The 24,174-nt window shown below is 67.8% G+C and carries 24 protein-coding genes and 1 pseudogene; 7 read left to right on the top strand and 18 right to left on the bottom strand.

Translation table 11 applies throughout. From position 1 onward, the window contains the following. Positions 1 to 33: 33 nt before the first annotated feature. Positions 34 to 1,911 (bottom strand): PHA/PHB synthase family protein, encoded by a 1,878-nt coding sequence (locus P5W98_RS17495; protein ID WP_434718530.1) that lies wholly within the window; start codon positions 1,909 to 1,911, stop codon positions 34 to 36. A gap of 233 nt (positions 1,912 to 2,144) precedes the next feature. On the opposite strand from P5W98_RS17495, the gene P5W98_RS17500 reads away from it, so the two are divergent. Further along, positions 2,145 to 3,359 (top strand): acetate/propionate family kinase, encoded by a 1,215-nt coding sequence (locus P5W98_RS17500; RefSeq protein ID WP_421026767.1) that lies wholly within the window; start codon positions 2,145 to 2,147, stop codon positions 3,357 to 3,359. Positions 3,360 to 3,392: 33 nt separating this feature from the next. Here P5W98_RS17500 and P5W98_RS17505 read toward each other — a convergent pair whose 3' ends face one another. From P5W98_RS17505 to P5W98_RS17560, 12 genes are all read right to left on the bottom strand, one after another. After that, on the bottom strand, positions 3,393 to 4,871 hold the full coding sequence (locus P5W98_RS17505) for a PAS domain-containing protein (protein WP_421026766.1): 1,479 nt from the start codon (positions 4,869 to 4,871) through the stop codon (positions 3,393 to 3,395). After that, entirely contained in the window at positions 4,868 to 5,320 is a 453-nt protein-coding gene (locus tag P5W98_RS17510; RefSeq protein WP_421026765.1) for a response regulator, read from the bottom strand. Before P5W98_RS17510 ends, P5W98_RS17505 begins: the two co-directional genes overlap by 4 nt. A 26-nt stretch (positions 5,321 to 5,346) precedes the next feature. Beyond that, positions 5,347 to 7,362 (bottom strand): sensor histidine kinase, encoded by a 2,016-nt coding sequence (locus P5W98_RS17515; protein ID WP_421026764.1) that lies wholly within the window; start codon positions 7,360 to 7,362, stop codon positions 5,347 to 5,349. A 156-nt stretch (positions 7,363 to 7,518) separates the two neighbouring features. After that, on the bottom strand, positions 7,519 to 7,674 hold the full coding sequence (locus P5W98_RS17520) for a hypothetical protein (RefSeq protein WP_421027108.1): 156 nt from the start codon (positions 7,672 to 7,674) through the stop codon (positions 7,519 to 7,521). Between the two features lie 248 nt (positions 7,675 to 7,922). Further along, positions 7,923 to 8,447, bottom strand: coding sequence for a flavodoxin family protein (locus tag P5W98_RS17525; protein WP_421026763.1), 525 nt, complete (start codon positions 8,445 to 8,447; stop codon positions 7,923 to 7,925). Between the two features lie 24 nt (positions 8,448 to 8,471). Then, positions 8,472 to 8,939 (bottom strand): CBS domain-containing protein, encoded by a 468-nt coding sequence (locus P5W98_RS17530; protein WP_421026762.1) that lies wholly within the window; start codon positions 8,937 to 8,939, stop codon positions 8,472 to 8,474. Then, the gene (locus P5W98_RS17535) at positions 8,936 to 9,166 is read right to left on the bottom strand and encodes a hypothetical protein (RefSeq protein WP_421026761.1); all 231 of its coding nucleotides are present in this window, start codon (positions 9,164 to 9,166) and stop codon (positions 8,936 to 8,938) included. Before P5W98_RS17535 ends, P5W98_RS17530 begins: the two co-directional genes overlap by 4 nt. Positions 9,167 to 9,189: 23 nt before the next feature. Further along, the gene (locus tag P5W98_RS17540; protein WP_421026760.1) at positions 9,190 to 9,840 is read right to left on the bottom strand and encodes a BON domain-containing protein; all 651 of its coding nucleotides are present in this window, start codon (positions 9,838 to 9,840) and stop codon (positions 9,190 to 9,192) included. A gap of 17 nt (positions 9,841 to 9,857) precedes the next feature. Next, the gene (locus tag P5W98_RS17545) at positions 9,858 to 10,322 is read right to left on the bottom strand and encodes a hypothetical protein (RefSeq protein WP_421026759.1); all 465 of its coding nucleotides are present in this window, start codon (positions 10,320 to 10,322) and stop codon (positions 9,858 to 9,860) included. 49 nt (positions 10,323 to 10,371) lie between these two features. After that, positions 10,372 to 11,256 carry a TIGR00730 family Rossman fold protein gene (locus tag P5W98_RS17550; protein ID WP_421026758.1) on the bottom strand — a complete coding sequence of 295 codons (885 nt, stop codon included), beginning with the start codon at positions 11,254 to 11,256 and terminating at the stop codon, positions 10,372 to 10,374. Next, positions 11,253 to 11,861: an NAD(P)H-dependent oxidoreductase gene (locus P5W98_RS17555; protein ID WP_421026757.1), complete on the bottom strand. Its 609-nt coding sequence runs from the start codon at positions 11,859 to 11,861 to the stop codon at positions 11,253 to 11,255. Before P5W98_RS17555 ends, P5W98_RS17550 begins: the two co-directional genes overlap by 4 nt. Positions 11,862 to 12,020: 159 nt before the next feature. Then, positions 12,021 to 12,671, bottom strand: a complete 651-nt coding sequence (locus P5W98_RS17560; RefSeq protein ID WP_421026756.1) for a BON domain-containing protein — start codon at positions 12,669 to 12,671, stop codon at positions 12,021 to 12,023. 217 nt (positions 12,672 to 12,888) lie between these two features. On the opposite strand from P5W98_RS17560, the gene P5W98_RS17565 reads away from it, so the two are divergent. Continuing rightward, the gene (locus P5W98_RS17565) at positions 12,889 to 13,539 is read left to right on the top strand and encodes a nitroreductase family protein (RefSeq protein WP_421026755.1); all 651 of its coding nucleotides are present in this window, start codon (positions 12,889 to 12,891) and stop codon (positions 13,537 to 13,539) included. Between the two features lie 47 nt (positions 13,540 to 13,586). Next, entirely contained in the window at positions 13,587 to 14,027 is a 441-nt protein-coding gene (locus P5W98_RS17570) for a hypothetical protein (protein ID WP_421026754.1), read from the top strand. 121 nt (positions 14,028 to 14,148) lie between these two features. On the opposite strand, the gene ftsH is transcribed toward P5W98_RS17570, so the two are convergent. Then, positions 14,149 to 16,065, bottom strand: coding sequence for an ATP-dependent zinc metalloprotease FtsH (ftsH, locus tag P5W98_RS17575; RefSeq protein ID WP_421026753.1), 1,917 nt, complete (start codon positions 16,063 to 16,065; stop codon positions 14,149 to 14,151). A 66-nt stretch (positions 16,066 to 16,131) separates the two neighbouring features. Next, on the bottom strand, positions 16,132 to 16,785 hold the full coding sequence (locus P5W98_RS17580) for a BON domain-containing protein (protein ID WP_421073351.1): 654 nt from the start codon (positions 16,783 to 16,785) through the stop codon (positions 16,132 to 16,134). 30 nt (positions 16,786 to 16,815) lie between these two features. On the opposite strand from P5W98_RS17580, the gene P5W98_RS17585 reads away from it, so the two are divergent. Then, positions 16,816 to 17,163 (top strand): hypothetical protein, encoded by a 348-nt coding sequence (locus tag P5W98_RS17585; protein ID WP_421026751.1) that lies wholly within the window; start codon positions 16,816 to 16,818, stop codon positions 17,161 to 17,163. A 90-nt stretch (positions 17,164 to 17,253) separates the two neighbouring features. Here the strand turns inward: P5W98_RS17585 and P5W98_RS17590 are convergent, their stop codons facing one another. After that, the gene (locus P5W98_RS17590) at positions 17,254 to 17,745 is read right to left on the bottom strand and encodes a hypothetical protein (RefSeq protein WP_421026750.1); all 492 of its coding nucleotides are present in this window, start codon (positions 17,743 to 17,745) and stop codon (positions 17,254 to 17,256) included. 261 nt (positions 17,746 to 18,006) lie between these two features. On the opposite strand from P5W98_RS17590, the gene P5W98_RS17595 reads away from it, so the two are divergent. The 3 genes and pseudogenes from P5W98_RS17595 to P5W98_RS17605 all read left to right on the top strand — a co-directional run bounded on the left by P5W98_RS17595 (position 18,007) and on the right by P5W98_RS17605 (position 21,292). Next, complete coding sequence (locus P5W98_RS17595) at positions 18,007 to 18,225, top strand: ChaB family protein (RefSeq protein ID WP_421026749.1); 219 nt, start codon at positions 18,007 to 18,009, stop codon at positions 18,223 to 18,225. Positions 18,226 to 18,384: 159 nt separating this feature from the next. Beyond that, a pseudogene (locus P5W98_RS17600) lies at positions 18,385 to 18,468 on the top strand (phosphopantetheine-binding protein); the annotation flags it as partial. Between the two features lie 337 nt (positions 18,469 to 18,805). After that, positions 18,806 to 21,292: an AMP-binding protein gene (locus P5W98_RS17605; protein WP_421026748.1), complete on the top strand. Its 2,487-nt coding sequence runs from the start codon at positions 18,806 to 18,808 to the stop codon at positions 21,290 to 21,292. On the opposite strand, the gene ppsA is transcribed toward P5W98_RS17605, so the two are convergent. Both ppsA and P5W98_RS17615 read right to left on the bottom strand, forming a co-directional pair. Then, on the bottom strand, positions 21,207 to 23,642 hold the full coding sequence (ppsA, locus tag P5W98_RS17610; protein ID WP_421026747.1) for a phosphoenolpyruvate synthase: 2,436 nt from the start codon (positions 23,640 to 23,642) through the stop codon (positions 21,207 to 21,209). The two genes, P5W98_RS17605 and ppsA, sit on opposite strands and share 86 nt — an antisense overlap. After that, positions 23,639 to 24,088: a universal stress protein gene (locus P5W98_RS17615; protein WP_421026746.1), complete on the bottom strand. Its 450-nt coding sequence runs from the start codon at positions 24,086 to 24,088 to the stop codon at positions 23,639 to 23,641. The genes ppsA and P5W98_RS17615 overlap by 4 nt, the downstream gene beginning before the upstream one ends. Positions 24,089 to 24,174 lie beyond the last annotated feature (86 nt).

Raw genomic sequence — 24,174 nt, forward strand, 5'->3', positions numbered from 1 at the left:
TTGGGCCTGATTTGGGCCTGATTTGGGCCTGATTCAGGCCTGCAGCACGTATTCGCCCGGCGCCGCGCCCAGTCCCGCAGCCGGCGTGCGCGCCGGCGCCTCGCCGGTCGAGCGCTCGCGCAGCCAGTCGCGCCAGCAGGTCCACCAGGACCCCTCGACCACGGGCGCGCCCCTCACGAATTCGCGCCCGCTGCGGTACGCCGCGCCGGCCTCGCGCGTGGCGCACCGGTAGTAGCGCTGCGCGTGGCCGGGCTCGGAGACGATGCCCGCATTGTGGCCGCCCGCGGTGAGCACGAAGGTGAGCGCGTTGTGGGTGAGCAGATGCAGCTTGTAGACCGAGCGCCACGGCGAGACGTGATCGCGCTCGGTGCCGACGACGAACATCGGCGCCTCGATATCGGAGAGCGCGACCGGCTGGCCGCCGACGCAATAGCGGCCCGCCGCGAGGTCGTTGTGGAGAAAGAGCTGCGTGAGGTACTCGGTATGCATGCGATACGGCATGCGGGTCGTATCCGCATTCCACGACATGAGGTCGTTGGGCTTGGTGCGCCGCCCGAGCAGATACTCGCTCATCATGCGCGACCAGATCAGGTCGCGGGCATTGAGCAGCTGGAACGCCGCCGACATCTGCGCGCCGTCCAGGTAGCCCTGGCGCCACATCAGCGCATCGAGCGCCGAGAGCTCGCTCGCGTCGATGAAGAGCCCGAGCTCGCCGGGTTCGCTGAAATCGGTCAGGGCGGCCAGCAGCGTGATCGAGCGCAGCGCGTCGCGCCGGCCATCGCGCGCGAGCGCCGCCGCGCCGATCGCGAGCAGCGTTCCGCCGAGGCAATAGCCCATCGCGTGCACGGCCTCGCCGCAGCGCGAGCGCACCGCTTCGAGCGCGGCGCAAAAGCCGTCGCGCAGGTAATCGTCGAGTCCGAGATCGCGCGCTTCGGCGCCCGGATTGCGCCACGAGATCGCGAACACCGTGAAGCCCGCTTCGACCAGAAAGCGGATCAGCGAATCGTGCGGCTGCAAGTCGAGGATGTAGTACTTCATGATCCACGACGGCACGATCAGGATCGGCTCGCGGGCCACGGCGGGCGTCGCCGGATCGTACTGAAGCAGTTCGCAGATCTCGTTGCGCCACACGACCCGGCCCGGCGTGAGCGCGACGTCGCGGCCCGGCACGAAGCTCTGCGCACCGCGCGGATGCACGCCGGCCAGGCTGCCGGTCATGGCCACGGCGTCTTCGAGCCAGTTGCGCAGGCCCGCCGCGAGATTTGCGCCGCCGTTGCGGATCGTCGTCTCGAACACGACCGGATTGGTGGCGATGAAGTTGCCGGGCGAGCACGCATCGAGCCACTGGCGCGCCGCGAAGCCCACCAGTTGCGCGTGGTGCCGCTCCACGCCCGGCACGCCGCGCGTCGCCTCGTTCCACCAGCGCTGAACCCCGAGAAAGGCATCGCGATACAGCTGAAACGGCCAGTTCGACCACGCGGCGGCCGCGAAGCGCGGGTCGGCCCCGCCGGCGTGCACCGCGACGCCGTCTTCATCCTCATCCGCGTGCGCGCCGGCAGCGGGCACGGCGGCAGGAAAGAGGCTCGCCGCGAGCCACGCGTGCGTGGCGAGGTCGAAGCATTTGCCGGGCGCAATCGCCAGATGCGCGCCCCAGTCGATGGCGGCGAGCGCAAGCGAGATCGGCGAGAGGCCGAAGGTGATGGCGGCCAGGCCCGCGTGGGCCGCCCGGTTCCATTCGTCGGCGCTGACCGTCTGCGGCCGGGCGCAGCCGATGTCGCAATCGGCGACCCAATCGGCGACCCAATCGGCGGCGCGGTCGGCGGCGCGGTCGGCGGCGCTGGCGGGCGCGCCACGGGCGGCGCGCGCGCGCTCGTCGATTCGTGATTCGGCATCGTGCACGGCAGCTTTCATCGTCCTTCCCCAGTTTTGATCCGGCCGGTTGAGCGGCCGCGCGTCGGGCGTCAACCGGCGACGCCGCGCGGCCACAACCGCTCAACTGTGGGTTCGCCGCGCGCGGGCCCCGTTGATCTGAGTCAAGCGTGCGGGTGCCTCCCGGCATAGACTGCGTTGCACCCACTGCCGGAGCAGACACCGTGCCACGCGATGGCCGCCGGCAGACGCCTGAACCCGCACCGGGGAGACCCATGCGCACGCTTGCACTGCTTGTCATCAACGCCGGCTCGTCGAGCGTCAAGTTCGCCGTGTTCGCCTGGCCGGCGCATGGCGACCCGCAGCGCCAGCCGCTGCACGAAGGCGAAGCGATCGACGCGGCCGATGGCATCGCGATCCGCTTCGACGCGGCCCCCGCGCGCCTGCTGCAAAAAACGCCCGGCGAGGACCCGTTTCGCCGGATCCTGCGCGAGGTCGTCGAATGGACGCGCGAGCAGCTCCCGCATCTCACACTGGGCGCCGTCGCGCATCGCGTGGTGCATGGCGGCACGCAGTATGCGGCGCCGGCGATCGTGGACGCCGGCGTGCTCGGCGCGCTGCGCCGGCTCACGCCGCTCGCGCCTTTGCATCAGCCGCACAGCCTCGATGCAATCGAGTTGCTGCACACCGCCTTTGCGGGCATCCCGCAGATTGCCGTATTCGATACGGCGTTCCATCAGACGCTGCCGCGCAGTGAGCAACTGCTGCCGCTGCCGCATGCCTGGTTCGACAAGGGCGTGCGCCGCTACGGCTTTCACGGCTTGTCCTACGAATACCTGAGCGTCGCGCTCGACGAGGCCTTCGGCGCGCGCGCGCGGGGCCGCGTGATCGCGGCCCACCTCGGCGGCGGCGCGAGCCTGTGCGCCATGCGCGCGCTGCGAAGCGCCGCGACGACGATGGGGTTTTCCGCGCTCGACGGCCTGATGATGGGCACGCGCTGCGGCACGCTCGATCCCGGCGCGGTGCTGCATCTGCTCGACGTCGAGCACCTCAGCCACGAAGCGCTCGGCCAGATCCTCTATCACGAGTCGGGGCTCAAGGGCGTGTCCGGCATCTCATCCGATCCGCGCGAGCTGCTCGAGCGCGAGGCGAGCGGCGACGAGCGCGCGCACGACGCGCTCGCGCTGTACGTGCACCGGATCGTGCGCGAGACGGGCGCGCTCGCCGCACTGCTGGGCGGTCTCGACATGCTGGTTTTCACCGCCGGCATCGGCGAGCACTGCGCGGCTTTGCGCGAGCGGATCTGCGCGGCGCTCGGCTGGCTCGGCGTCGAGCTGGACCCGGCGGCCAATGCCGCGAACGCGCACGTCATCTCGCGGGCGTCGAGCACGGTCACGGTGGTGGTCGAGCCGACCAACGAGGCGTGGATCGCCGCGCGCGACGCGATCCGGCTGGTGGATGGCCGGCAGCGGGACGTTGCGGGTACGTGAAGCATGGCGCGCCTCTCCGGCGCGCCGTGTGCCTCAATCCGGCTCCGCTTCCTCGACGATGGCAAGCGGCATCGTGATTTTCACCGCGAAACCCCGGCCCGGAGCGGTCTCGATAGCGAGCTTCCCGCCCAGGCGCTCGGCACGCTCGCGCATGCCCAGCAATCCGAACGATTTGAGGCCCGGCCGAACTTCGTTGGCGGCCCCGCGGCCGTTATCCGCGATGCTCACGTTACAGTCGGTTGCGCCGCGCAGGATCTCGACGCGGACTTCGGTCGCGTTCGCGTGGCGCGCGATATTCGTCAGCGCTTCCTGGATCATGCGAAACACCGCCGTGGCGCTGTCGCGATTGAACGCGATCGCGTCTGCGTCGATGTTCGCAATCACCTCGATCCCATACCGGATCGAGAACTCCTCGATCAGCCAGTCGACCGCGGGAATCAGGCCAAGGTCATCGAGCATGCGCGGACGCAGGTCCGAAGCGATGCGCCGCACGGAAGCGACGATCTGGTCGATCATCGCGTTGAGCCTGCCGATCTCGGCATGGTCCGTGCCGGGCTCGGCCCTTCTGAGCCGGTTTTCGAGCAGCCCCGTTTCGAGCTTGAGCGCAGTGAGTTGCTGCCCAAGGTCGTCGTGCAGTTCGCGCGCGATGCGCGCCTTCTCCTCTTCCCTGACACGCTGGATGTTCGCGGAGAGACGCTTGAGCTCCTCGCGCGAGTCCCGCAGCGCCTCCTCCGCGCGTCGGCGATCGGTGACGTCCACGATCCAGCCCACCATGCGGTAAGGCTCGCCTGCGCTATTCCATAGCGCCTGCCCCCGCGACAAAATCCAGCGCAGGTCACCCGATTTCGTGCGCACCCGATACTCCACGCTATAGGCGCCCTGGTGCGCGAGGTGCGCCTCGAGGGTGGAGCTCACACGTTCGATGTCGTCGGGATGAATCGCATAGCGGTGCACTCTGATGTCGCGGGGCAGTTCATGCTCGGCATAGCCGAGGATTTCACAGAAGTGCGGCGAGAAATAAACCGCGTTGCTACGCGGGTCCCAGTCCCAGAGTCCGGCAGCCGCGCCGCTGACCGCCAACTGAAACCGCTCCTCGCTGGCCGCCAGCACGGTCGACACGCGCTGCCGCTCGATCGCGTAGCGGATCGCGCGGCTCAACAGCATGGGCTGAATTTCCCGCTTGAGGAGGTAGTCCTGCGCCCCGTCCTGAATCGCCAGCAGGCCGGCCGACATGTCGGCGAGCCCGGTCAGCACGAGCACGGGGGTCTCCGGTTTTTGACGATGGAGCGTGTGGAAGGTATCGAGACCCTGCGAATCCGGCAGCCCGAGGTCGAGCAGCACCACGTCGAAGGGCGTCGCCCGCAGATGCGCCAGCGCCGCCGACAATTGCTCCGCATGCACCAGCACCGGCGCGAATTCCGGCACATCCGCTAGCGCCTCGCGGACCAGGAGCGCGTCGGTCGGGCTGTCCTCGACAAGCAGGACGCGAAGCTCTTCGAGCGCAACGCTCATTGTTCACCGGGTGGCAGCGTGACCACGCCGAACCAGAATTCGCTGATGCTGCGCACCACGTCTGCAAACTTCGCGAAATCCACCGGCTTCGCGATGTAGCAGTTGGCATGCAGTCCATAGGATTTCACCACGTCCTCCTCGGACCTGGAAGTTGTCAGGATCACAACCGGAATGTTGCGCAGCTCGGGATCGTCCTTCAATTCCTGAAGCACCTCTCTGCCGCTCTTCTTCGGCAGATTCAGATCCAGAATGATGAGTCCTGGCCGGCGCGCGGCGTGGTACGGCCCCTCGCGGCGCAGGTAGGCCATCGCAGCCACGCCGTCATCCACCACCCGCAGCGGGTTGAGCACCTTGTGGTACTCCAGCCCCTCGCGCGTCATCATCACGTCCGTCGGGCTGTCCTCGACGAGCAGAATTTCGACAAGGCCGTCAAACGCGTTGCGTGACATCGGCTCGCTCCTTCAGGGTTGCGCTGCTATCGCGATTCGCTCCCGCCTTGCCCCGGCAGCGTAAAAAAGAACGTCGTGCCCTTGCCCGGTTCGGATTCGACCCAGATCCGGCCGCCGTGACGCTCCACGATGCGCTTGCACAGCGCGAGTCCGATACCGGTGCCCGGGTAATCGCGACGGGTATGCAGGCGCTGAAAAATCAGGAAGATCCGTTCGAAATACTGCGCATCGATACCAATGCCGTTGTCTTCCACGCGGAACTGCCAACCTGCTCCGCGCGCTTCGGCGCCCACGCGAATCTCCACTGGCCCCTCTTTGCGCCGGAACTTGATCGCGTTGCCCACCAGGTTCTGGAACAGCAGCGAAAGCTGGGGCGCAATCGCGCGCACGGCGGGAAGCGGCTCACGATGCACCTGTGCGCCGGCTTCCTCGATGGCCGTGCTCAGGTTCTTCAGAGCGTAGTCGAGCGCGGCTTCGCACTCAGTCGGCTGGAACACATTTTCGGCCCGGCCCACGCGCGAATAAGTCAGAAGATCCTCGATGAGCGCCTGCATGCGCGCGGCGCCTTCAACGGCGTGGCCGATGTATTCGTCGGCCCGCGCGTCCAGTTGGCCCTCGTAGCGCCGCTGCAGAAGCTGCAACGGTCCGGCGACGGCACGCAGCGGCTCCTGCAGGTCGTGCGAGGCGACATAGGCGAACTGCTCGAGGTCGCGATTGGAGCGGGCCAGTTCGTCGGTGCGCTCCTGCAGCGCGTCTTCGGCGCGCCTGCGCTCCGTAATGTCGACGACCGCTGCCAGAACGAACATGCCTTCGTCGGTCTCGATGGGATTGAGGCCGATTTCCACGGGAAACTCGCTGCCGTCCCGGCGCAGGCCGTAAAGATGCCGCCCGGTGCCCATTGGCCGGCTCTTCGGGTCGCCGAAGAAGGCCGCGCGCCAGGCAGGATGACCCGCGCGAAGTCTCGCCGGCACGAGTTCGTCGATGCCGAGGCCGAGCAGCTCGTCGCGCGAGTAGCCGAACACGCGCTCCGCCTGCGAATTCACGAGCACGATGTGGCCGGCGCGGTTCACCATGATCATGGCGTTGGGCGCGGCCTCCACGACGAGCCTGAGCCGCTCCTCCGCCCGCTTGCGTTCGCTGATGTCGGTGGAAATGCCGCCGATCGCGACCGTGCGGCCTTCGGCGTTGCGGATCGGAAAGCCCACGGAAAGGAAGGTGTGCAACTGGCCGTCGAGCGAGACCTCTTCCTCCCGCTCGACGACTTCTCCCGCCAGCACCCGCTCGTCCGCCTCGCGGAAGGCGAGTGCGCGCTTTGCCGTAAACAGTGTTTCGTCCGTACTGCCCAGCGCACGCTGCCTTTCGATGTGAAAAACCGCTTCGAAGCGCCGGTTGACGAGCGCGTAACGGCGATCCAGCTGTTTGACGGTGATCACGGTGGCCGCGTTATCGACGATCGACTGGAGCCGCTGCTGGCTATCGCGCATCTCCCGCTCCGCGCGCTCGTGCTCCGCTGCCTTGCGGCGCAGCGCTTCGTTGGCGCTTTCGAGTTCCGCCGTGCGCTGCGCGACCCGCTCTTCGAGCTCGCGCGTGAGCGAACGCAACCGTTCTTCCGCAGCCTGGCGCGCCGCGACCTCGCGCACGAGATCCCGGTTCGTCTGGTAGAGCTGCTTCGGGCTTGGCAATGCGAGCGCTTTCGGAATCAGCGGCCACATTGCGGCGGCAGTGGCCAGCGAAGCCAGCGCCGTGACGGTCTTGACGCCCGCGTCCAGCCAATAGACGGGGTGCCAGATGTCGACGATGGCGAGCAAATGCGTGGTCCCGCAAGCGAGGATGAACACCGCGAACATGAGGAACAGCCAGCTGAAAGGAAGATCGGTGCGGCGGCGCGCGAACGACCACAGCACCACCGGTATCGAATAATACGAAAGTGCGATGACCGCGTCGGATCCCACGTAGGTCCAGATCAGCGGGAGCGACCAGTGCAGACAATAGCCGTGAGGGATGAAATCCGAGGTCGCAAGGAATTGAGCAATGGCGTCCACGCTTTGTTCTCTCCCAACGATGGACTTTCGGACTGCTCCAGATGGAGGAAGGTACGCGCGGTTGTCAATCGACGGAGTAAGCGATCAGGTCAAGCCCGAAAGGTTTCGCATGGCCGGCAGGTCCGCACCGTGGCTCAAGTGAAGCACTCATCAAGATTAGGCACCGAAATTGCCGGATTCAAGGAATGGGGTGATGCGAGGCCAGCTGCGCGCCTCGTCGGGGTGGTCCACGACTGGCATCTCCGCGGCGGCGAACGCTTCGTCGGCCCTCATGACGATTGAGAACATCGCCCGCAGCAGGTAATGCTTCATGAACAGCAGCAACGCGATGTGCTGCCTTTCATAGAGCTCAGCAGGGTGAATCGTGAGCGGCGGACGCTAGTACCGCAGGACTGGCTCGCCGCACAGGATCGCGATGCTCGCGCCCGTCGCCTCGTGGCGCAGCGCGCGCGCCGCGGACTCGCTGGCGATGCCGCCGCCCACGCGCGCTTAATCGAGCCGAAGCGAAGCTCGAACCGAAGCGAAGCGCCGCTCGCGCGCGGCATGGTCCTGCGCCATGTTCAGCGGGACACCGCCTCGTGTTCGCGCGCGGCCAGCGCGTCCTTGATCGCGAGCACGAAGCGGGCCACCTTCTCCACCGCCACATCGCGCCGCATGTCGCGCGCGGAAATCGCGCAGGTGGCCAGCGGCGCGCGGTGCGCGAGCTGCTGCATCTGCGCGAATGTGTCTTCGCTGCCGCGCGAGCCCATCGTGCAGAAGAACGCCGTGGCACGCACTTCGTGCGCGTGCTGCGCAAGCCAGCTCGCGACTGGCGTCGAGGCACGGGCGGCCCACACCGGCGTGCCGACCAGCACCATGTCGTAATTCGCGAGCGTGTGCGTCATCGGCCGCAGATGCGCGGGGCGCTTGCCGATCACGTCGATAATCGAGCGCAGGAATCCGAACGGTCCCGCGCGCCGCCCGAACTCGACCTCCTGCAGCCGTTCGTAATCGCCTTCGAGCTCGGCGGCAAGCCGCCCGGCAAACTCGGCCGTGGTCTCGCTGCGCGAGTAGAAGACCACGAGAATGCGTGATGAAGCGCTCATGGAGACCTCCTCGATGCTACGCAGCTACTCGAACGACTTCGGCTCGCCGCGGTGTTTCGCTTCGAAATGTTGCTGCCGCGCCGCGATGAGGCGCAGCTCGTCGAGCAGGGTCGCGGCCGCATGAATCAGGTCGTCGAGCGAGACGATGCCCACCAGCCCGCCGTCGTCGCCGACCACGGGCAGCCGGCGCACGCCATGCAGACGCATGCGCCTCGCGAGCAGCCAGAAGTCGTCGGTGCCACGCGCGAGCACGGCGGGCGCCGACATCACGTCTCCGGCATAAAGCGTCGCCGGTGACGCATCCTGGCTCACCACGGCCAGCACGATGTCGCGATCGGTGAGCATGCCGACCGGCACGCGCACGCCGCCCTCCTCGTTCACCACCACGAGATCGCCCGCATGCAGCGCGCGCATTCTGGCCGCTGCTTCAACGATGGTTGCTTGCGGGCCGCACGTGGCGACCTCGCGCGTGCATAGCGCTAAAGCGTTCATTGCGCCCCCTTCCATTCGGCCTCGAGTTGTGCGCACGGGGCAGGCTGGCTCGCCTGCTCGCAGGCGAGCGCGTTGTCGGCAGCGGCATTGGCGGCGAGCGCATCGAGAAAGCGCTGCACGGGCACGCCGCCGCATCGCTCGACGACGATGAAACCCGCACAAGCGATGGCCGACGCCGTCACCAAGCTGAACGCCAGCCATTCGAATCGGCGAAACAAGCGATACATGACCGTGCTCCTTGCGTTGCCATTCATTCGATGTTCAGCAGATCGACGATCGCCCGCACGCCCGGCGTCGCCCTCGCCGCCCCGCACACGAGCCGCCGCTCGGCGTGCGAGGCGACCTTGCCGGTCAGGATGGCCGTGCCGTCGTCAATCTCGATCCCGATGTGCTTCGCTTCGCGATCCCCGTGCCGCTGGATCGCATCGCGAATGCCGCTTGCGATGTCCTCGGCCGAGGCCTCGCCACGAATGCGGATTTTGTCGGTGACTCCGGTCACACCGCGCATGCGCGCGATCGCGCTTTGCGCGGCGTGGCTCTGGTAGCCCCAGTCGCAATCGCCCGTCAACGTGACCCAGCCTTTCTCGACCTGCACCTGCACGTTCTGGTTGTTCAGCCCGACGGTCCATTCGAGAATCGAGCGCACCGTGTTGGCGATATCCTCATCGCTGCGCATGTCGTGGCGCGGCAGACGCACCTCCATTTCGACGACGATCCCGCGCACGCCCGAGACTCTGCCCGCCGCCCGCTCCGCGGCGAGCTTCTGCGCGAAGCTGGCCGGATGCCCCGACAGCGTGACCACGCCGTTCGACACTTCCACGCCGATCTCCGCGAGATTGATCGACTTGTCCCACGCGAATTCGGCTTCCACGTCGCGCTTCAATTCGATATCGGTTTTCATTACAGGTCACTCCTGATCTAAATGCTGATATAGCCCCGGAAGCACCATGGCTGCGGCATCTGCTGCGGCGCGGGCGAAGCGCCCGGCTGCTCCACGCAAGTGCCGAAGAAACCCGGCGCGCCATCGGCGGAAAAGACCGGCACGAACGCGAAGGCGTCGTTCACCCGGATGAGGAAGTCGCTGTTGTAACGTGACGGCGCAAAGATCTCGATCGACTGGAAGAACGCGCGGCCCTGCGCCATTTCCCGCACTTCCCGCGTGGCCGGCCCCCGCATCTCGTATCGCGCCGGCAGCTCGTCGCTGCGCGTGCCGCGCCGCACCGACTCGCCGGGGCTGAAGACCAGTTCGACGCCGGGGTACGGCAGGCAATGCGGCTGCTGTGCGACCGGCCCTTCCGGGCCGAGCAAAAGCGGCGGATAGACCCACATCGACATATTGACCACCGGGGTTCTGCGCGAAAAATATTCTGCGAGCCAGTTCATCACTCCTCCTTGCCTTGAAAACACCGCGTGCGCCTGAGTCCACATGCGCTCATCCTCTTGCGTCGTACCACTCGCGGATGGCCGACCAGATATGCTCCGCGCTCTCGCAAAAACGAAATAGCGCGAGATCGCGGGGCGCGATCATTCCTTCTTCGGCCATCAAGTCGAAATCCATGAGCGCGCGCCAGTAGGTTTCGCCCACCAGCACCACCGGAATCGGCTCGATCTTGCGGGTTTGCAAAAGCGTCAGGACTTCGAATAATTCGTCGCAGGTTCCGTAGCCGCCCGGAAAGAACACCGCGGCTTTCGCCTTTTCCAGCAGATGCAGTTTGCGGATGGCGAAGTAGTGAAACCGGAAGCACAGCTCGGGCGTCAGATACGGGTTCGGAAGCTGGTCGCGCGGCAACGCGATATTCATGCCGACGGTAAGCGAGCCGCTTTCGAACGCACCGCGATTGGCCGCCTCCATGATGCCGGGGCCGCCGCCCGTGACGATCGTGAGCCGCGCAAGCCTCGGCGTCGCATCCGCGGCGCCGACCAGCCGCCCGAACTCGCGCGCGATTTCGTAATAGACGCTATGCCGGACCCGCGCCTCGGCCGCGCTAACGGCGCGTTGAGCTTGCGTATCGGCGGCGTCCGCCTTGAGCCGCGCGCGCGCCACGGCCAGCATGCGGCGCGCGCGAGCGGGGGCTTCGACGCGCGTGCTTCCGTACACCACGACCGTGTCGCAAATGCCGAACTGCTGCAGCTTCTCGGCGGCTTTCCAGTAATCGAGCTGCAGGCGCACGCCGCACATTTCGGGGCGGCGCAGGAAGGCGCTGTCCTCGTCGGCCTGAACGTAGGTCGGGCTTTCGATCAGGCGGCGCACGCGCGGCGGCAGCGCCTGCCGCGCCTTGCGGGCAGGACGGCGCACACGCCTCGCGATCGTGCTCATGCTGCCGGCACCGAAGCGAAGTGCTCGCGCACGAACTCGCGCACGCGCGCGAGATCGGCGGCGGCAGTCGAATGGTCCATCGCCGGCCCGACTTCGTCAAAGTGCAGATGCCCGACGAACTCGAATCCGGCCGCGCGGAAGATGTGCGTGTCCTGCAGCAGCTCCATCGCCTGCCAGCGGCCGTCCTGCACCAGCGCGGCAAGCGGCGCGCCCGACACCGTGACCGCCGCCGCCCGGCGCCCGGACAGCAGGCCGCGCAGGTTCCCCTGCTCCACCTCGTAGGCAAAGCCGCGGCTGAACACGCGGTCGATGTAGCCCTTCATCATCGCGGGCATCGACATCCACCAGAGCGGATAGATAACCGTCACGACATCGGCCGCGAGCAGGTCCTCCTGCGCCGCCAGCACGTCGACCATGCGAATGTGCACGTCTTTCCCGTCGATCAGTTCACGTGCGGACAGCACGGGATCGAACCCCATCCGGTAAAGGTCGTGCACGTGCACGTCGTCGCCCACGCGGATCAGTTCGCCGACATAGGTCCGCGCCAGGCTCATGGTGAAGCTGTCTTCCACCGGATGCGCGACCACGATCAGATGCTTCTGCATGGCGAGGGCTCCCTTTACATTCGAAGCGCGCAGCACTTTTGCTGCACCGACACGTCGATCGTGCGCGCCATCGGCGCGATCCAATTGACACATATCAACGATGCGGATCGCGCGCGACGGACGCCTGCAGTGAGCGCGCGCGCCGCGCCTGGCGGCGGTTCATTGCACGACCAGCCGATCCACCACGGCCCGCACGCCTCGCGTCGCCCAAGCCGCGCCGCAAGCCGCGCGCCGCTCGCGCAGCGAAGCGACCGTGCCGCTCAGCGTCACCACGCCATGGCTCTCGTCGATGTGGATGCCCGCGAAATCGCGTTGCGCCCGCCGCGCCAGCGCCGCGCTGATATGCTGCGCGACCTCGAACGCCGCGTCGCTGTTGCGCACGTTCAACCGGTTGGCCACACCCACCACGCCGCGCATGCGGCTCACCACTTTCTCGGCCATATTGCGCTGGTAGCCCCAATCCACGTCGCCGATGAGGGTCACGCAGCCGCGTTCGACCTCCACGCGCACCGCGTCGCCGCTCAAGCCCGCTTGCCAGTGCAGGGCGACCATGATCGCGGCGGCCAGATCGGCGTCGGGATGCGCGTTGCCCGCAGCCTGATCGGTCGACAGTTCCACCACGATCGCCCGGCAGCCGGCCACGCGCTCGACGGCGCGCTCGACCGCCAGCTTCTGCGCATAGTCGGGCACCCGCCCTGATAACGTGACGACGCGGTCTCGCACCGCCACTTCGATGCCCGAGGCGTCGAGCGCCATGTCCCACGCCAGTTCCTGCTCCACGTCCTGCCTGAGTGCTTCATCCGTTTTCATGGTCCGCTCCATGGTTCGTTATCCCTACCGGTTCGAGCATGGCGCAGCCCATCGTCATGCGGCTGATCCGGGTCAATTCGTCGTGCATTGGCCGGCACGATGCGACGCGCTCGTCATACGCACCGCCCCGATTGATCTGAGTCAATCGCGCACCGGCGCCGGGCGTCGAGACTAAAGCAGCAAACGGATGCCGGCTGTGAACCATCTGGAGAACGCCATGACCGAATTTCAACGCATCGACTACCAGCCCGTGCCGCTGCTGCCGCCCGCTGCCGCGAGCGGCGAGGCGCCCGCCTTCATCGACCTGCCGCGCCCGCGACTCGACGCCGGCGCGCCGCTGATGAAAGCGCTCGCGCAGCGCAGGAGCACCCGCGCCTACGCGGACACGCCCATGACGCTCGACACATTGGGCGAACTGCTGTGGGCCGCGAACGGCGTGAACCGCGCCGAAACCGGCGGCCACACCGCGCCCTCCGCGCACGGCTTCAATGAGATCGATGTCTATGTCGCCCTGCCTCACGGCGTCTATCGCTATGAGCCCGAGTTCAACCGGCTTGCGCTCAAGCACGCCGTCGACGCGCGCAACATGACGGGCTACCAGGACTTCGTGGGCAAGGCGCCGCTCGATCTCGTGTACGTGCTGCGCGGCTCGCAGGTGCTCGCCGCGCCGCGCCAGCAGCGCGAGCTGTTCGCGGCTATCGCTACCGGCGCGATCAGCCAGAACGTCTCGCTCTACTGCGCCTCCGAGGGCCTCGCCACCGTGGTGCGCGGCTGGATCAACCATCGCTTGCTCGCCGACGCGCTGCGCCTGAACGAGGACGAAACGCCGGTGCTCGCGCAGACCGTCGGCAGCCCGGCGGCAGCGTAAGCGGCTCACGCCGCGCCCGCGAAACACCGCGAAACAGGAAGCTGGCGATGACGACGCGCGTCGACTTGACCGCCGTTCAGGAGACCTATCGTCTCTGCTATGTGCACGCGCCGTGGGCGTACTTCACGCGCGTGCCGCTCGATCAGCAATGGGGCGACAATTGGGAGCGCTCGCCGTATACATCCGAGGCCGGCTTGCCCTATGGCGGCGAACCCGACCAGATCCTCAAGGTCGCCTTCGACGGGCCGCTGCTCACGCCGGAAACTGGCGAGCACGCGCACCCCTACAGCGTGCAGGAGATCAACGACCGACGCGCGCCCTGGCTGCGCACCGACAGCTATTTCGGCGGCCCGCCCGTGCACATCATGGCAGGCGCGACGCTCCAGCACTTCACCGAACGGGTCGAACTCGCGGGCGGAACCGTCTATGCGCCGGTCGGCTGGGGGCAGTTGCCGGCGCGGGGGTCAAAGCGGGCGGCGGCCTGCTGAACCCGGAGCTTCTGCATCTGTCCGCCCGGTGCGGGTGCGTCGAACGGGCAGGAATCCGTGATCCGCGAGGAGTGAATCAGAAAAACACGGAGAAAAGCGCGCGCACCCGTGCGCTTCATCCTCACGCTGCGGGTTCGACACTCCGGTTCTCTTTGGCATCCGAAGCATTTTCCGCGCTCTGCCCGGCGCTGGCGCCCGGGACCGACTCGCCCGCAATCAGCGCGACCAGTTCGTCATGCTCGAGCACTTCCCGCTCGAGCAAACGCCTGGCAATCCTGTCGAGCGTCTCGCGCCGTTCGGCGAGCGTGTGCGCGACACGTTCGTGCGCCTCGTTGAGCAGCCGGCGCACTTCGTCGTCGATGCGCTGCGCCGTGTGCTCGCCGCAGCGCGGGCCATCCGCACCGCCGAGCGCGCGCGCCATGCCGTCGTGGTCGGCGCAGTTCGCGAGACCGATGCGCTCGCTCATGCCGTATCGCGCCACCATGTGCCACGCCATCGCGGTCGCGCGCTCCAGATCGTTCTGCGCGCCGGTGGAGACGTCGCCGAATACCAGCTCTTCCGCGACCCGTCCGCCGAGCAAGGCATCGAGCCGGTCGAGCAGCTCGCTGCGCCTGAGCACATAGCGGTCCTCGGTGGGCACCTGCTGCGTATAGCCAAGCGCGGCAACGCCTCGCGGGATGATCGACACCTTCTTGACCGGATCGCAGTGCTCTCGGCTTTGCGCCACGAGCGCATGGCCCGCCTCATGCCAGGCGATGGTCTGCTTCTCCTGCGCGTTCATCACGCGGCTCTTGCGCTCGGAGCCCGCGAGCGAGCGGTCGATGGCCTCGTCGAAATCCGCCATGGCGACGCTCGAGCGGTCGGCTTCCGCCGCATGCAGCGCGGCCTCGTTCACGATGTTCGCGAGGTCCGCGCCCACGCAGCCGGGCGTGCGTGCCGCCAGTTCCTCCAGATCGACATCGGGCGCGAGCGGCACCTTGCGCGTATGCACGGCGAGAATCTGCCGGCGCCCGACCAGGTCGGGGCGGTCGATCGCGATGTGGCGGTCGAAGCGGCCGGGACGCAGCAGCGCCGGGTCGAGCGTTTCGGGCCGGTTCGTCGCCGCGAGCAGGATGACGCCCGCATTGGGTTCGAAGCCGTCCATCTCGACGAGCAGTTGATTGAGCGTCTGCTCGCGTTCGTCGTTGCCCGAAATGGGACTTGCGCCGCGCACCTTGCCGAGCGCGTCGAGTTCGTCGATGAACACGATGCACGGAGCCTGGCGCTGCGCCTGATCGAAGAGGTCGCGCACGCGCGCCGCCCCCACGCCGACGAACATTTCCACGAACGAGGAGCCGCTGATGGAGAAAAACGGCACCCCTGCCTCGCCCGCGAGCGCCTTCGCGAGCAGGGTCTTGCCGGTGCCGGGCGCGCCGACGATCAGGATGCCTTTGGGTATCTTTCCGCCGAGCCGGCGGTATCGGTCCGGATTGCACAGGAACGAGACGATTTGCTGAAGCTCTTTTTTGGCCTCGTCGATGCCGGCGATATCGTTGAACGTCGCGCTCGTCTCGCGTTGCACGTAGACTTGCGCACGGCTTCTGCCGATGCCCATGAAATCGCGCGCGCCGCCGCCCCGGCGCATCATGAACTGCCACACCATCACTAGCAGCACGAGCGGAGCGAGCCAGCCGAGCAGCGTGCTGCCCCAGTTGCTGTCGAGCGCGCCGCTATAGCGCACGCCGGCGGCGGCGAGACGGGACGGCAGCGCGTCGTCGGCAACACGCGTGGTCGCAAAGAAATAAGGCGCCGGCCCCGTGCCGAACGCGGCGGCCTCGGAAGCCGGCAGCATCGTTTTGGCCTGTTCCGTGCGCAGCTCTCCGGTAATGCGGGTGGGGCTGATCACGAGGTTGTCGACCGCGTGCGCGTCGACGAGGCGCAGAAAATCGCTGTACGCGAGCGGCGGCACGTTCGGCGTGCCCCAGAAGAGCTGTAGCGCCAGCAGCAACAGGAGCCCGATAAAAAACACGACGCCGCCGGAATCGAACTTCTTCTCCATGCTGAATTCGCTCCTCGTTGCATTTCGACGGCCGGCGGCCCAGCGGCCCGGCTCACCCGTGCCGCGTCACGCGAGCACGAGTTCGTCGACGACCGCGCGCACGCCCGGCTGCGACCACGCCACGCCGCGCACAACGGCGCGCTCGGCCTCCGAGCCCACTTTGCCCCGGAGCGTCACCACCCCCTCGCAGATCTCGGCATGGATTCGGACCGCCTCATCTTCAACGTGGTAGTGCAGCGCCTTGCGGATGCGCTCGGCAATCCTGCCCGGATCGGTGCGCCGGCGGGCGGTCACGCGGCTCGTCACGCCGGACACGCTGCGCAACTGCGTCAGTGTCCGGACCGCTAGCTCGCGCTGCCATTCCCATTCGACGGTTCCCTGCAAGAAGAGATGTCCGCGCACCGCCTCGACCTCAACGGCGTTTTGCGGCACTCCGGCTGTCCAGTGCAGGACCGCGCGCGCCATCGTCGCGATCTCGTCGTCGCTGTGCTGGTTGGCAGCCGGCCGCTCGAGCGCCAGCTGGTCCGGTACGTCCTGCCCCGGTTGTGGGTTGCTTTTCATGGCGTACATCCCGTTCAGCTTTCCAGATACACCGCGAAGCAGCCGGTCGCGAGCCGAGGCGGCGCTTCTTTCCGCTTCGCGTGCGGCTGCGACCACTATCGGCCCGCAGGCGGCGATTCGTTTGATGCAGATCAGTCTGAATAGGGTTCGGACGACCACGATGAAATCTCATGATGCGAGGAGGTCGCCATGGCACACATCCATCACTTTCATCCGGAGTTGCGTCACGCAACCGTCCCCACCTATCTGGCGAGTTACGGCTTTCCCGCGATTCTCGCGATCTACGAGATTTACCGTGTGGCCTGGTGGATCTCCCAGCATGGCTGGAACCTCTTTGGGTTCAACCAGGCGGGATTCGAGTTTTTGATCATGCTGGTTTTATTCGCCATCCAGATCGTTACTCAGACGATATTCCTGATGGCGTCTGCGGCCGGGCCGCGTCCCGACCTGGGTCACAGGCTGGCGAATATCGGCTTGGGGCTGCTCTGCTCGGCAGCCGTCCTGATGTTCGATCTCCTGCTGCAAGCACGATCCTGAGCGCTGGCGCGCCGCGGGCAGCCCGTGGAGGCATCATGCGCGGCGGCAGCGGCAGCCGCGCACTCGATGCGCGTCCCCGCGCCGCGACGATCACGCGGATGTCGCCTGATGTTGCGCACTCGCGGGTTTCGCCTCGCCGTCCGGACGCATGCCCATGAACGGCCCAAGACAGGACATCCAGTCCGCCGCCTGCGGCGCGGTTCCGGCCCGCCGCGCCATCTGGGCCGGCGCCGCCCGCCACCAGGCGTTTCCGGCATTGAAGCCCGCGTCGCGAAGCAGCGCTCCGTATGCCGCCTGATTTTTCACAGCCGAAACCAGGCCTTGCTCCCACAAGGCAATGCTCGCCGCAAGGTACTCGCGCGTCATCGCTTGCCAGGCCTGCGCGATAGCCCCCGCATCGCCGGCGCGCGCGCGCATGAGCGCATCGCCCACGCGCTGCGCGGCGGCACGATCGCGTTCAATGCACTTCGCTTGCAGCGCCAGCGCGGCCGCGAGTTGATCGAAGCCGATCTGCGCCATGCGCGTGCCAATGCTCGACGGGGAAACAGGCTGAAGCGGCATGCTCAAGGGGATATCGCTCATTTCATTCTCCTGATCATTCGATTGTGGGCCGAGATCCGCAGCACACGAGTCCATGCGGGGAGTCGCATTCCTCGTCCAATCTAGCGGCCGTGTTCTTCGCATGATTGACTTGCATCAGTTATCGCCGTCATCCGGAGACCCGATGGCCGGACGAGGCGCGCACCGGCTTTTTCTTGACCTGTATCAGCCGCCGCCGCCTCCGCGCGCGCGAGTCTTCTGACTATTCCGACTGACTTCCTGCGCGACGCGCGCCTTGCAACCATGCCTTACGCAACGAACGACGATTTGCCCGCGAGCGTGCGCAATCACTTGCCGCCGCACGCGCAGGACATTTTCCGCGCCGCATTCAATCGCGCCTGGGCCGACCACGCCTGGGACCCGCGTCATGAAGAAGCGGCGCGCCGGATCGCTTGGGCGGCCGTCAAGCGGCTCTACGCCCGCGAGGGCCCGCGCGGGCACACGTATTGGGTGCCGCGCTGAACGATTTCCGGTGCGTTCCTTGCTGAGGGCATTGCCATGAATCCGCAGCCGCACGACGACCGCGATATCGAGGACAGCCGCGCCGCACGCATCGTGCGCCTCGTCGACACGCTTGCCGGAGAGCTGCACGGCGAAGGACACCGGCCCGGGCGCGTTTCGATGACGACGCATCTCGAACGCGATCTCGGCTTCGACAGCCTCGCGCGCGCCGAACTGGCCGAGCGGATCGAGCAAGCCTTTGGCGTGCGGCTGCCGCCCGATGCGTTCGCGGCCATCACGCCGGGGGACCTGCTCGCGGCCATCGAGCGGGGCGCGGAGGCCGCGCCCCGCGCCGGCACGGCGGGTACGCCAGCCGCATTGGCAGCGCGCAGCGTGTCCGCATCGGCGGCGCCGGAACAAGCGCGCACACTCGCCGAAGTGCTCCAGTGGCACGCGCACCGGCATCCGGACCGGCTTCATCTCACGCTCATCGAGCCAGGCGCCGCGACGGAACTCAGTTACGGCGCACTGTTCGAGCGCGCCTCGCGCACGGCCAACGCGCTGCGCGCGCGGCGTCGATCCGGGCGCGCGAGTGGCGCTGATGCTGCCCACCAGCATCGATTATTTCGTCGGCTTCGCGGCGCTCGTGCTGTGCGGCGCGGTTCCGGTGCCGATCTATCCGCCGACGAGCCTCGCGCAGGTCGAGGAGCACATCGCGCGCCACGCGCCAATCCTCGCGAATGCGGGGGTCTCGGCGTTGATCGCCGCAGGGCCGCTCGGCCCGGTGGCGCAATTGCTCCGGCTGAAAGTCCCGACGCTGCGTCAGGTGTTCACCTGCACGGCCCTCGAAGCGGCCCAGCCGCATAGCGAGGACGAGGCGCCGCTGATCCAGGCCGGCCCGGACGATCTCGCCTTGCTCCAGTACACCTCCGGCAGCACCGGCGAACCCAAAGGCGTCATGCTGAGCCACGCGAACCTGCTTTCGAACATCCGCGCGATGGGCGAGCGCATGGGCGTGCAGCCCGGCGACGCGCTCGTGAGCTGGCTGCCGCTCTATCACGACATGGGGCTCATCGGCGCGTGGCTCGCTCCGCTCTATTTCGGCTTTGGGCTCGTCGCCATGTCGCCGCTCGCGTTTCTGGCCCGCCCGGCGGTCTGGCTCGAAACGATCTCGCAACGCCGTGCGACGATCACGGCCGCGCCCAATTTCGCGTACGACTGGTGCGCGCGGCGCGTGCCCGAGCGTGCGCTCGCTGGGCTCGATCTCGCCTCGCTGCGCTTCGCGTTCTGCGGCTCCGAGCCCGTGAATCCGGACACGCTGCGAGCCTTCGCCGCGCGCTTCGCGCCGCTCGGGTTCGACGCGCGCGCCATCACACCGGTCTACGGCCTCGCGGAAAATACGCTTGCCGTCACCTTCCCCGCGCCGTCGCGCGGCCTGCGCGTCGATCTCGTGCAGCGCGAAGCGCTCGCCACGCGCAGCGAGGCGGTGCCCGCCTACGCGGGCGACGACGCCCTCGCGCTCGTCGCCTGCGGCTATGCGCTTGCGGATACGCGCCTGCGCATCGTCGACGACCAGCGCCAGGCGCTCGCCGAACGCCACATCGGCCATATCGAGTTTCGCGGCGCGAGCGCCACGGCAGGCTATTTTCGCAATCCTGAGCAAACCGCGCGCCTCGTGCGCGACGGCTGGCTCGACAGCGGCGACCTCGGCTATCTCGCGGACGGCGAGCTTTTCGTCACGGGGCGCGCGAAGGACCTCATCATCCGTGCGGGCCGCCACCTCTTCCCCGACGAACTGGAGCACGCGATCGGGCAACTGGGCGGCGTGGAGCCGGGCGGCGTGGCCGCCTGCGGCGAGCCCGATCCGCTCGCGGGCACCGAGCGCCTCGTCGTGATCGTCGAGACCGCACTGGGCGAAGCCGCCGAACGCGCCGATCTTCAGGCGCGCGTCAACGCCATCGTGCTGCGGCTGTGCGGCGCACCCGCGGAGCGCATCGTGCTGGTCGCGCCGCATGGCATCCTCAAGACGCCTGGCGGCAAGATCCGCCGCGCCGCGACGCTCGAGCGTCTGCGCCACGGCGCGCCCGCCGCCCCACCTTCGGGTGCGTTCGCGCCATGGCGCCAAAGCTTCGCGCTCGCCGCCGCCAGCGCGGTCCCGCTCGCGCGGGCCGCCGGCCACTCGCTGCGGCACATCGCTCGCGGTCTGTGGTGCGGGTCGCTCGTCGCACTGGCATTTGCGGCCGTCTGGATCCAGGTCACGCTCGATCGCAACCCCGCGCGCCGCTGGCGCTCGGCCGCTCGCGCGTGCCGCTTCGTGCTGCGCGCCGCGGGCCTGCACACGACGCTGCATGGAGCGCAGCACTTCAGCCGCACGGCGCATCCGGTGCTGGCCGTCAATCACACAAGCTATCTCGACGTGATCGCGCTGCTCGCCGCGCTGCCCGCGCCGGTCCATTTCGTCGCCAAGCGCGAGCTCGCGCGCCGGCCGTTCGTCGGCACGCTGCTGCGCGCGCTCGGCACGCGCTTGGTCGCGCGCGACGACTATGGCCAGAGCCTCGTCGACGAAGCGCAGCTCGTCGAGTGCGCCCGCGCCGGCGAAACCTTGCTGTTCTTCCCCGAAGGAACCTTCGTGGCTGCCGCCGGGCTGCGCGCGTTCAAGCTGGGCGCGTTTCGCGCCGCAGTGCTGGCAGGCCGTCCGGTGTTGCCCGTGGCGCTGCGCGGCGCGCGCGCGGGGCATTGCGCGACGGGCACTGGATTGCGGAGCGCGGCGAGATCGAGGTCGAGATTCTGGCGCCGGTCGACGCGCAAGGCAGCGATTTGCGCGCCATGGCGAACCTGCGCGAGCGCACGCGTGCGGCGCTGCTCGCGAAATGCGGCGAACCGGACGCGGCGGCCCAGCCCGCGCCAGCCGAACCCGTCCCGGGCGCGCCGGAGGAGGCGCCCATCTCGACATGACGCCGCACTGCGCTGCTCAAAAAACGCTGCTCAAAGACCGCAGCCCCTCACAACGGCACCCGCCCGGCAAGCGTCACCGGCATGCCGGCATGCGTTTCGCGCGCCGACTCGCTGGCCGCGACGCGCTGCTTGAGCGCAACGAAGCTATCGGGGTTCACCGAAATCGAGTCGATGCCGCACTCGACCAGGAACTCGGCAAACTCGGGATGATGCGCGGGCGCCTCGCCGCACAGGCCGACCTTCGCGCCGGCGCGGTGGGCCTCGGCGATCACCGTGCGCACCATCCACTTGAGCGCGTCGCTTTGCTCGTCGAAGAGCCCGGCGAGCTGCGCCGAGTCGCGATCCACGCCGAGCGTGAGCTGCGTGAGATCGTTGCTGCCGATCGAAAAGCCGTCGAAGCGCCGCGCGAACTCGCGCGCCAGCACGACATTGGAGGGAATCTCGCACATCACGTAGATTTCGAGCCCGTTGCGCCCGCGCTCGAGACCGTTCTCGCGCATGACCGCGAGCACGCGGTCGGCCTCCTCGGGCGTGCGGCAGAACGGGATCATCACGACGACGTTGGTGAAGCCCATCTCTTCGCGCAGCCGGCGGAACGCGCGGCATTCGAGCGCGAAGCCTTCGCGGTACAGCGGCGAGTAGTAGCGCGACGCCCCGCGAAAGCCGAGCATCGGATTGGCTTCGTGCGGCTCGAACTGCGCGCCGCCCACGAGGTTCGCGTACTCGTTGGTCTTGAAGTCGCTCATGCGCACGATCACCGGATGCGGAAAGTGCGCGGCCGCGATGCGCCCGAGCGCACGCGAGAGCTGGTCCACGAAATAAACGGTTTTGTCGGCGTATCCGGCGCTCAGGTCGCGAATGATGCGCTTCGCCCGCTCGTCCTTCAGCTGGTCGTAGTGGACCAGCGCCATGGGATGCACGCGAATCTGGCTGCCGATCACGAACTCCATGCGCGCGAGCCCCACCCCGTCGGCAGGCATGCGCCACCAGCGAAACGCGGCTGCGGGGTTGGCGAGATTGAGCATGATGGCGGTGCGGGTGGGCGGCAGATGCGAGAAGTCGATCTCCTGCGCGTGAAAGTCCGCGATGCCTTCGTACACCGCGCCTTGCTCGCCCTGCGCACAGCTCACCGTGACCTTCTGGCGGTTGCGCAGCACGCGCGTGGCATTGCCGGTCCCGACGATGGCCGGCAGGCCCAGCTCGCGGCTCACGATCGCCGCGTGCGAGGTGCGGCCGCCGTGATCCGTGACGATCGCCGCAGCGCGCCGCATGACCGGCACCCAGTCCGGATCGGTGGTCTGCGCGACCAGCACGGCGCCGTCCACGAAGCGCGCCATGTCGCGGGGCTGCTCGATCACGCAGACCGGTCCCGCGCCGATCGCCTCGCCGACGCTCACGCCCGAGAGCAGCTTCGGCCCGGCTTTGTCGAGGTGCCAGGTTTTGAGCGCGCCCGCATCGCGGCGCGACTGGACCGTTTCCGGGCGCGCCTGCACGATGAAGATCTCGCCGGTCGCGCCGTCCTTCGCCCACTCCATGTCCATCGCGCAGCCGTAGTGCGCCTCGATCCGGCAGGCCCAGCGCGCGAGCTTCAGGATTTCGTCGTCTTGCAGCACGTAAGCGCGGCGCTCGGCCAGCGAGGTCCGCACGTTTCGGGTCGGCTGCATGCGGCTGCGCACGCAGATCATCTTGAGGGTCTTGGCGCCGCGCTGCTTGCCGACGATGGGCGCAAGCGACGGGTCGTCCAGCAGCGGCTTGAAGACCTCGTATTCGTCCGGGTCGACGGCGCCCTGCACCACGTTCTCGCCGAGCCCCCAAGCCGCGTCGATCAGGACGACGCGCTCGAAGCCGGTCTCGGTATCGATCGAGAACATCACGCCCGCGCCGCCCAGGTCGGCGCGCACCATCTGCTGCACGCCTACCGACACCGCGACCTTCAGCGCGTCGAAGCCTTTGGCCTGGCGGTAGCTGATCGCGCGGTCGGTATAGAGCGACGCGTAGCAGCGCCGGCAGGCGTCGAGCACCGCCGGGCCGCCGGAGATGTTCAGGAAGGTCTCGAACTGCCCCGCGAAGCTCGCCTCGGGCAGATCTTCGGCGGTCGCGCTGGAGCGCACGGCGACGCTCAGCTTCTCCTGACCGCTCTGGCGGCACAGGTCCGCGTAAGCGGCGTGGATGGCGTCCGCAATCGCGGCGGGCCATTCGCCGCGCAGGATTGCCGCGCGGATCAACGCGCCGGTTTCGGCGAGCGTGCGCCGCTTCGCGTGCAGTTCGTCCAGCGCGGCGGCGATCGTTTCATCGAGGCGGTTTGCTTCGATGAAGTCGCGATAGGCCTGCGCCGTGGTCGCGAAGCCCGGCGGCACCTTGATGCCGTGCGGCGCGAGGTTCGCGATCAGCTCGCCGAGCGAGGCGTTCTTGCCGCCGACGCGCGCGAGATCGGCGCGCGTGACCTGCGAAAGCCAGACGACCGCAGCGGACGCGGCGCTCATGAATGGCCCCGCACGAGCAGCACCGGACAGTCCGTCTCGCGCACGAATTCCTCCGCCACGCTGCCGAGCAGCGCGCGCCTCACGCCGCGCCGGCCATGCGTGCCGAGCACGACGAGCTGCGCGCCCACGCGCGCGACGCAGCGGTTCAGGCAATCCGCCACGCTGTCGGTCACGCTTTGCAGCTGCAGCAGTTCCGTTTCGCAGTGCACGTCGGCCGCCTTTGCCTCGGCGTGCGCAGCATCCAGCAGCTTTCTGGCGTCTTCCCGATACATCGCGATCAGGTCCGCCGGCACGTACGACAGGCCCATGCCGAACGGCGCCAGAATGTCGATCACATGCGCTACATAGAGTTGCGCGCCGGTCAGCCGCGCAACGCGCAGCGCCTCGGCGAGCGCCCGCTTCGACGTCTCGCTGCCGTCGAACGCCACCAGAATCTTGTCGTACATGGTCGGCCTCCTCACTCGGGATATCCCTTGCCTGATGCCACATCTTCGGTGTGGCCAGCGTCACGCCATTGATTTGCATCAAGAGA

The sequence above is a fragment of the Paraburkholderia sp. A1BS-2L genome (genome assembly GCF_051125205.1).
In the GTDB taxonomy this organism is placed as follows: Bacteria; Pseudomonadota; Gammaproteobacteria; order Burkholderiales; family Burkholderiaceae; genus Paraburkholderia.

Excerpts from the sequence above, each read along its gene's own strand:
- P5W98_RS17495 (WP_434718530.1), bottom strand. The coding sequence starts at position 1,911 with ATGAAAGCTGCCGTGCACGATGCCGAATCACGAATCGACGAGCGCGCG.
- P5W98_RS17500 (WP_421026767.1), top strand. The coding sequence starts at position 2,145 with ATGCGCACGCTTGCACTGCTTGTCATCAACGCCGGCTCGTCGAGCGTC.
- P5W98_RS17505 (WP_421026766.1), bottom strand. The coding sequence starts at position 4,871 with ATGAGCGTTGCGCTCGAAGAGCTTCGCGTCCTGCTTGTCGAGGACAGC.
- P5W98_RS17510 (WP_421026765.1), bottom strand. The coding sequence starts at position 5,320 with ATGTCACGCAACGCGTTTGACGGCCTTGTCGAAATTCTGCTCGTCGAG.
- P5W98_RS17520 (WP_421027108.1), bottom strand. The coding sequence starts at position 7,674 with ATGAAGCATTACCTGCTGCGGGCGATGTTCTCAATCGTCATGAGGGCC.
- P5W98_RS17525 (WP_421026763.1), bottom strand. The coding sequence starts at position 8,447 with ATGAGCGCTTCATCACGCATTCTCGTGGTCTTCTACTCGCGCAGCGAG.
- P5W98_RS17530 (WP_421026762.1), bottom strand. The coding sequence starts at position 8,939 with ATGAACGCTTTAGCGCTATGCACGCGCGAGGTCGCCACGTGCGGCCCG.
- P5W98_RS17535 (WP_421026761.1), bottom strand. The coding sequence starts at position 9,166 with ATGTATCGCTTGTTTCGCCGATTCGAATGGCTGGCGTTCAGCTTGGTG.
- P5W98_RS17540 (WP_421026760.1), bottom strand. The coding sequence starts at position 9,840 with ATGAAAACCGATATCGAATTGAAGCGCGACGTGGAAGCCGAATTCGCG.
- P5W98_RS17545 (WP_421026759.1), bottom strand. The coding sequence starts at position 10,322 with ATGAACTGGCTCGCAGAATATTTTTCGCGCAGAACCCCGGTGGTCAAT.
- P5W98_RS17550 (WP_421026758.1), bottom strand. The coding sequence starts at position 11,256 with ATGAGCACGATCGCGAGGCGTGTGCGCCGTCCTGCCCGCAAGGCGCGG.
- P5W98_RS17555 (WP_421026757.1), bottom strand. The coding sequence starts at position 11,861 with ATGCAGAAGCATCTGATCGTGGTCGCGCATCCGGTGGAAGACAGCTTC.
- P5W98_RS17560 (WP_421026756.1), bottom strand. The coding sequence starts at position 12,671 with ATGAAAACGGATGAAGCACTCAGGCAGGACGTGGAGCAGGAACTGGCG.
- P5W98_RS17565 (WP_421026755.1), top strand. The coding sequence starts at position 12,889 with ATGACCGAATTTCAACGCATCGACTACCAGCCCGTGCCGCTGCTGCCG.
- P5W98_RS17570 (WP_421026754.1), top strand. The coding sequence starts at position 13,587 with ATGACGACGCGCGTCGACTTGACCGCCGTTCAGGAGACCTATCGTCTC.
- ftsH (WP_421026753.1), bottom strand. The coding sequence starts at position 16,065 with ATGGAGAAGAAGTTCGATTCCGGCGGCGTCGTGTTTTTTATCGGGCTC.
- P5W98_RS17585 (WP_421026751.1), top strand. The coding sequence starts at position 16,816 with ATGGCACACATCCATCACTTTCATCCGGAGTTGCGTCACGCAACCGTC.
- P5W98_RS17590 (WP_421026750.1), bottom strand. The coding sequence starts at position 17,745 with ATGAGCGATATCCCCTTGAGCATGCCGCTTCAGCCTGTTTCCCCGTCG.
- P5W98_RS17595 (WP_421026749.1), top strand. The coding sequence starts at position 18,007 with ATGCCTTACGCAACGAACGACGATTTGCCCGCGAGCGTGCGCAATCAC.
- P5W98_RS17605 (WP_421026748.1), top strand. The coding sequence starts at position 18,806 with ATGCTGCCCACCAGCATCGATTATTTCGTCGGCTTCGCGGCGCTCGTG.
- ppsA (WP_421026747.1), bottom strand. The coding sequence starts at position 23,642 with ATGAGCGCCGCGTCCGCTGCGGTCGTCTGGCTTTCGCAGGTCACGCGC.
- P5W98_RS17615 (WP_421026746.1), bottom strand. The coding sequence starts at position 24,088 with ATGTACGACAAGATTCTGGTGGCGTTCGACGGCAGCGAGACGTCGAAG.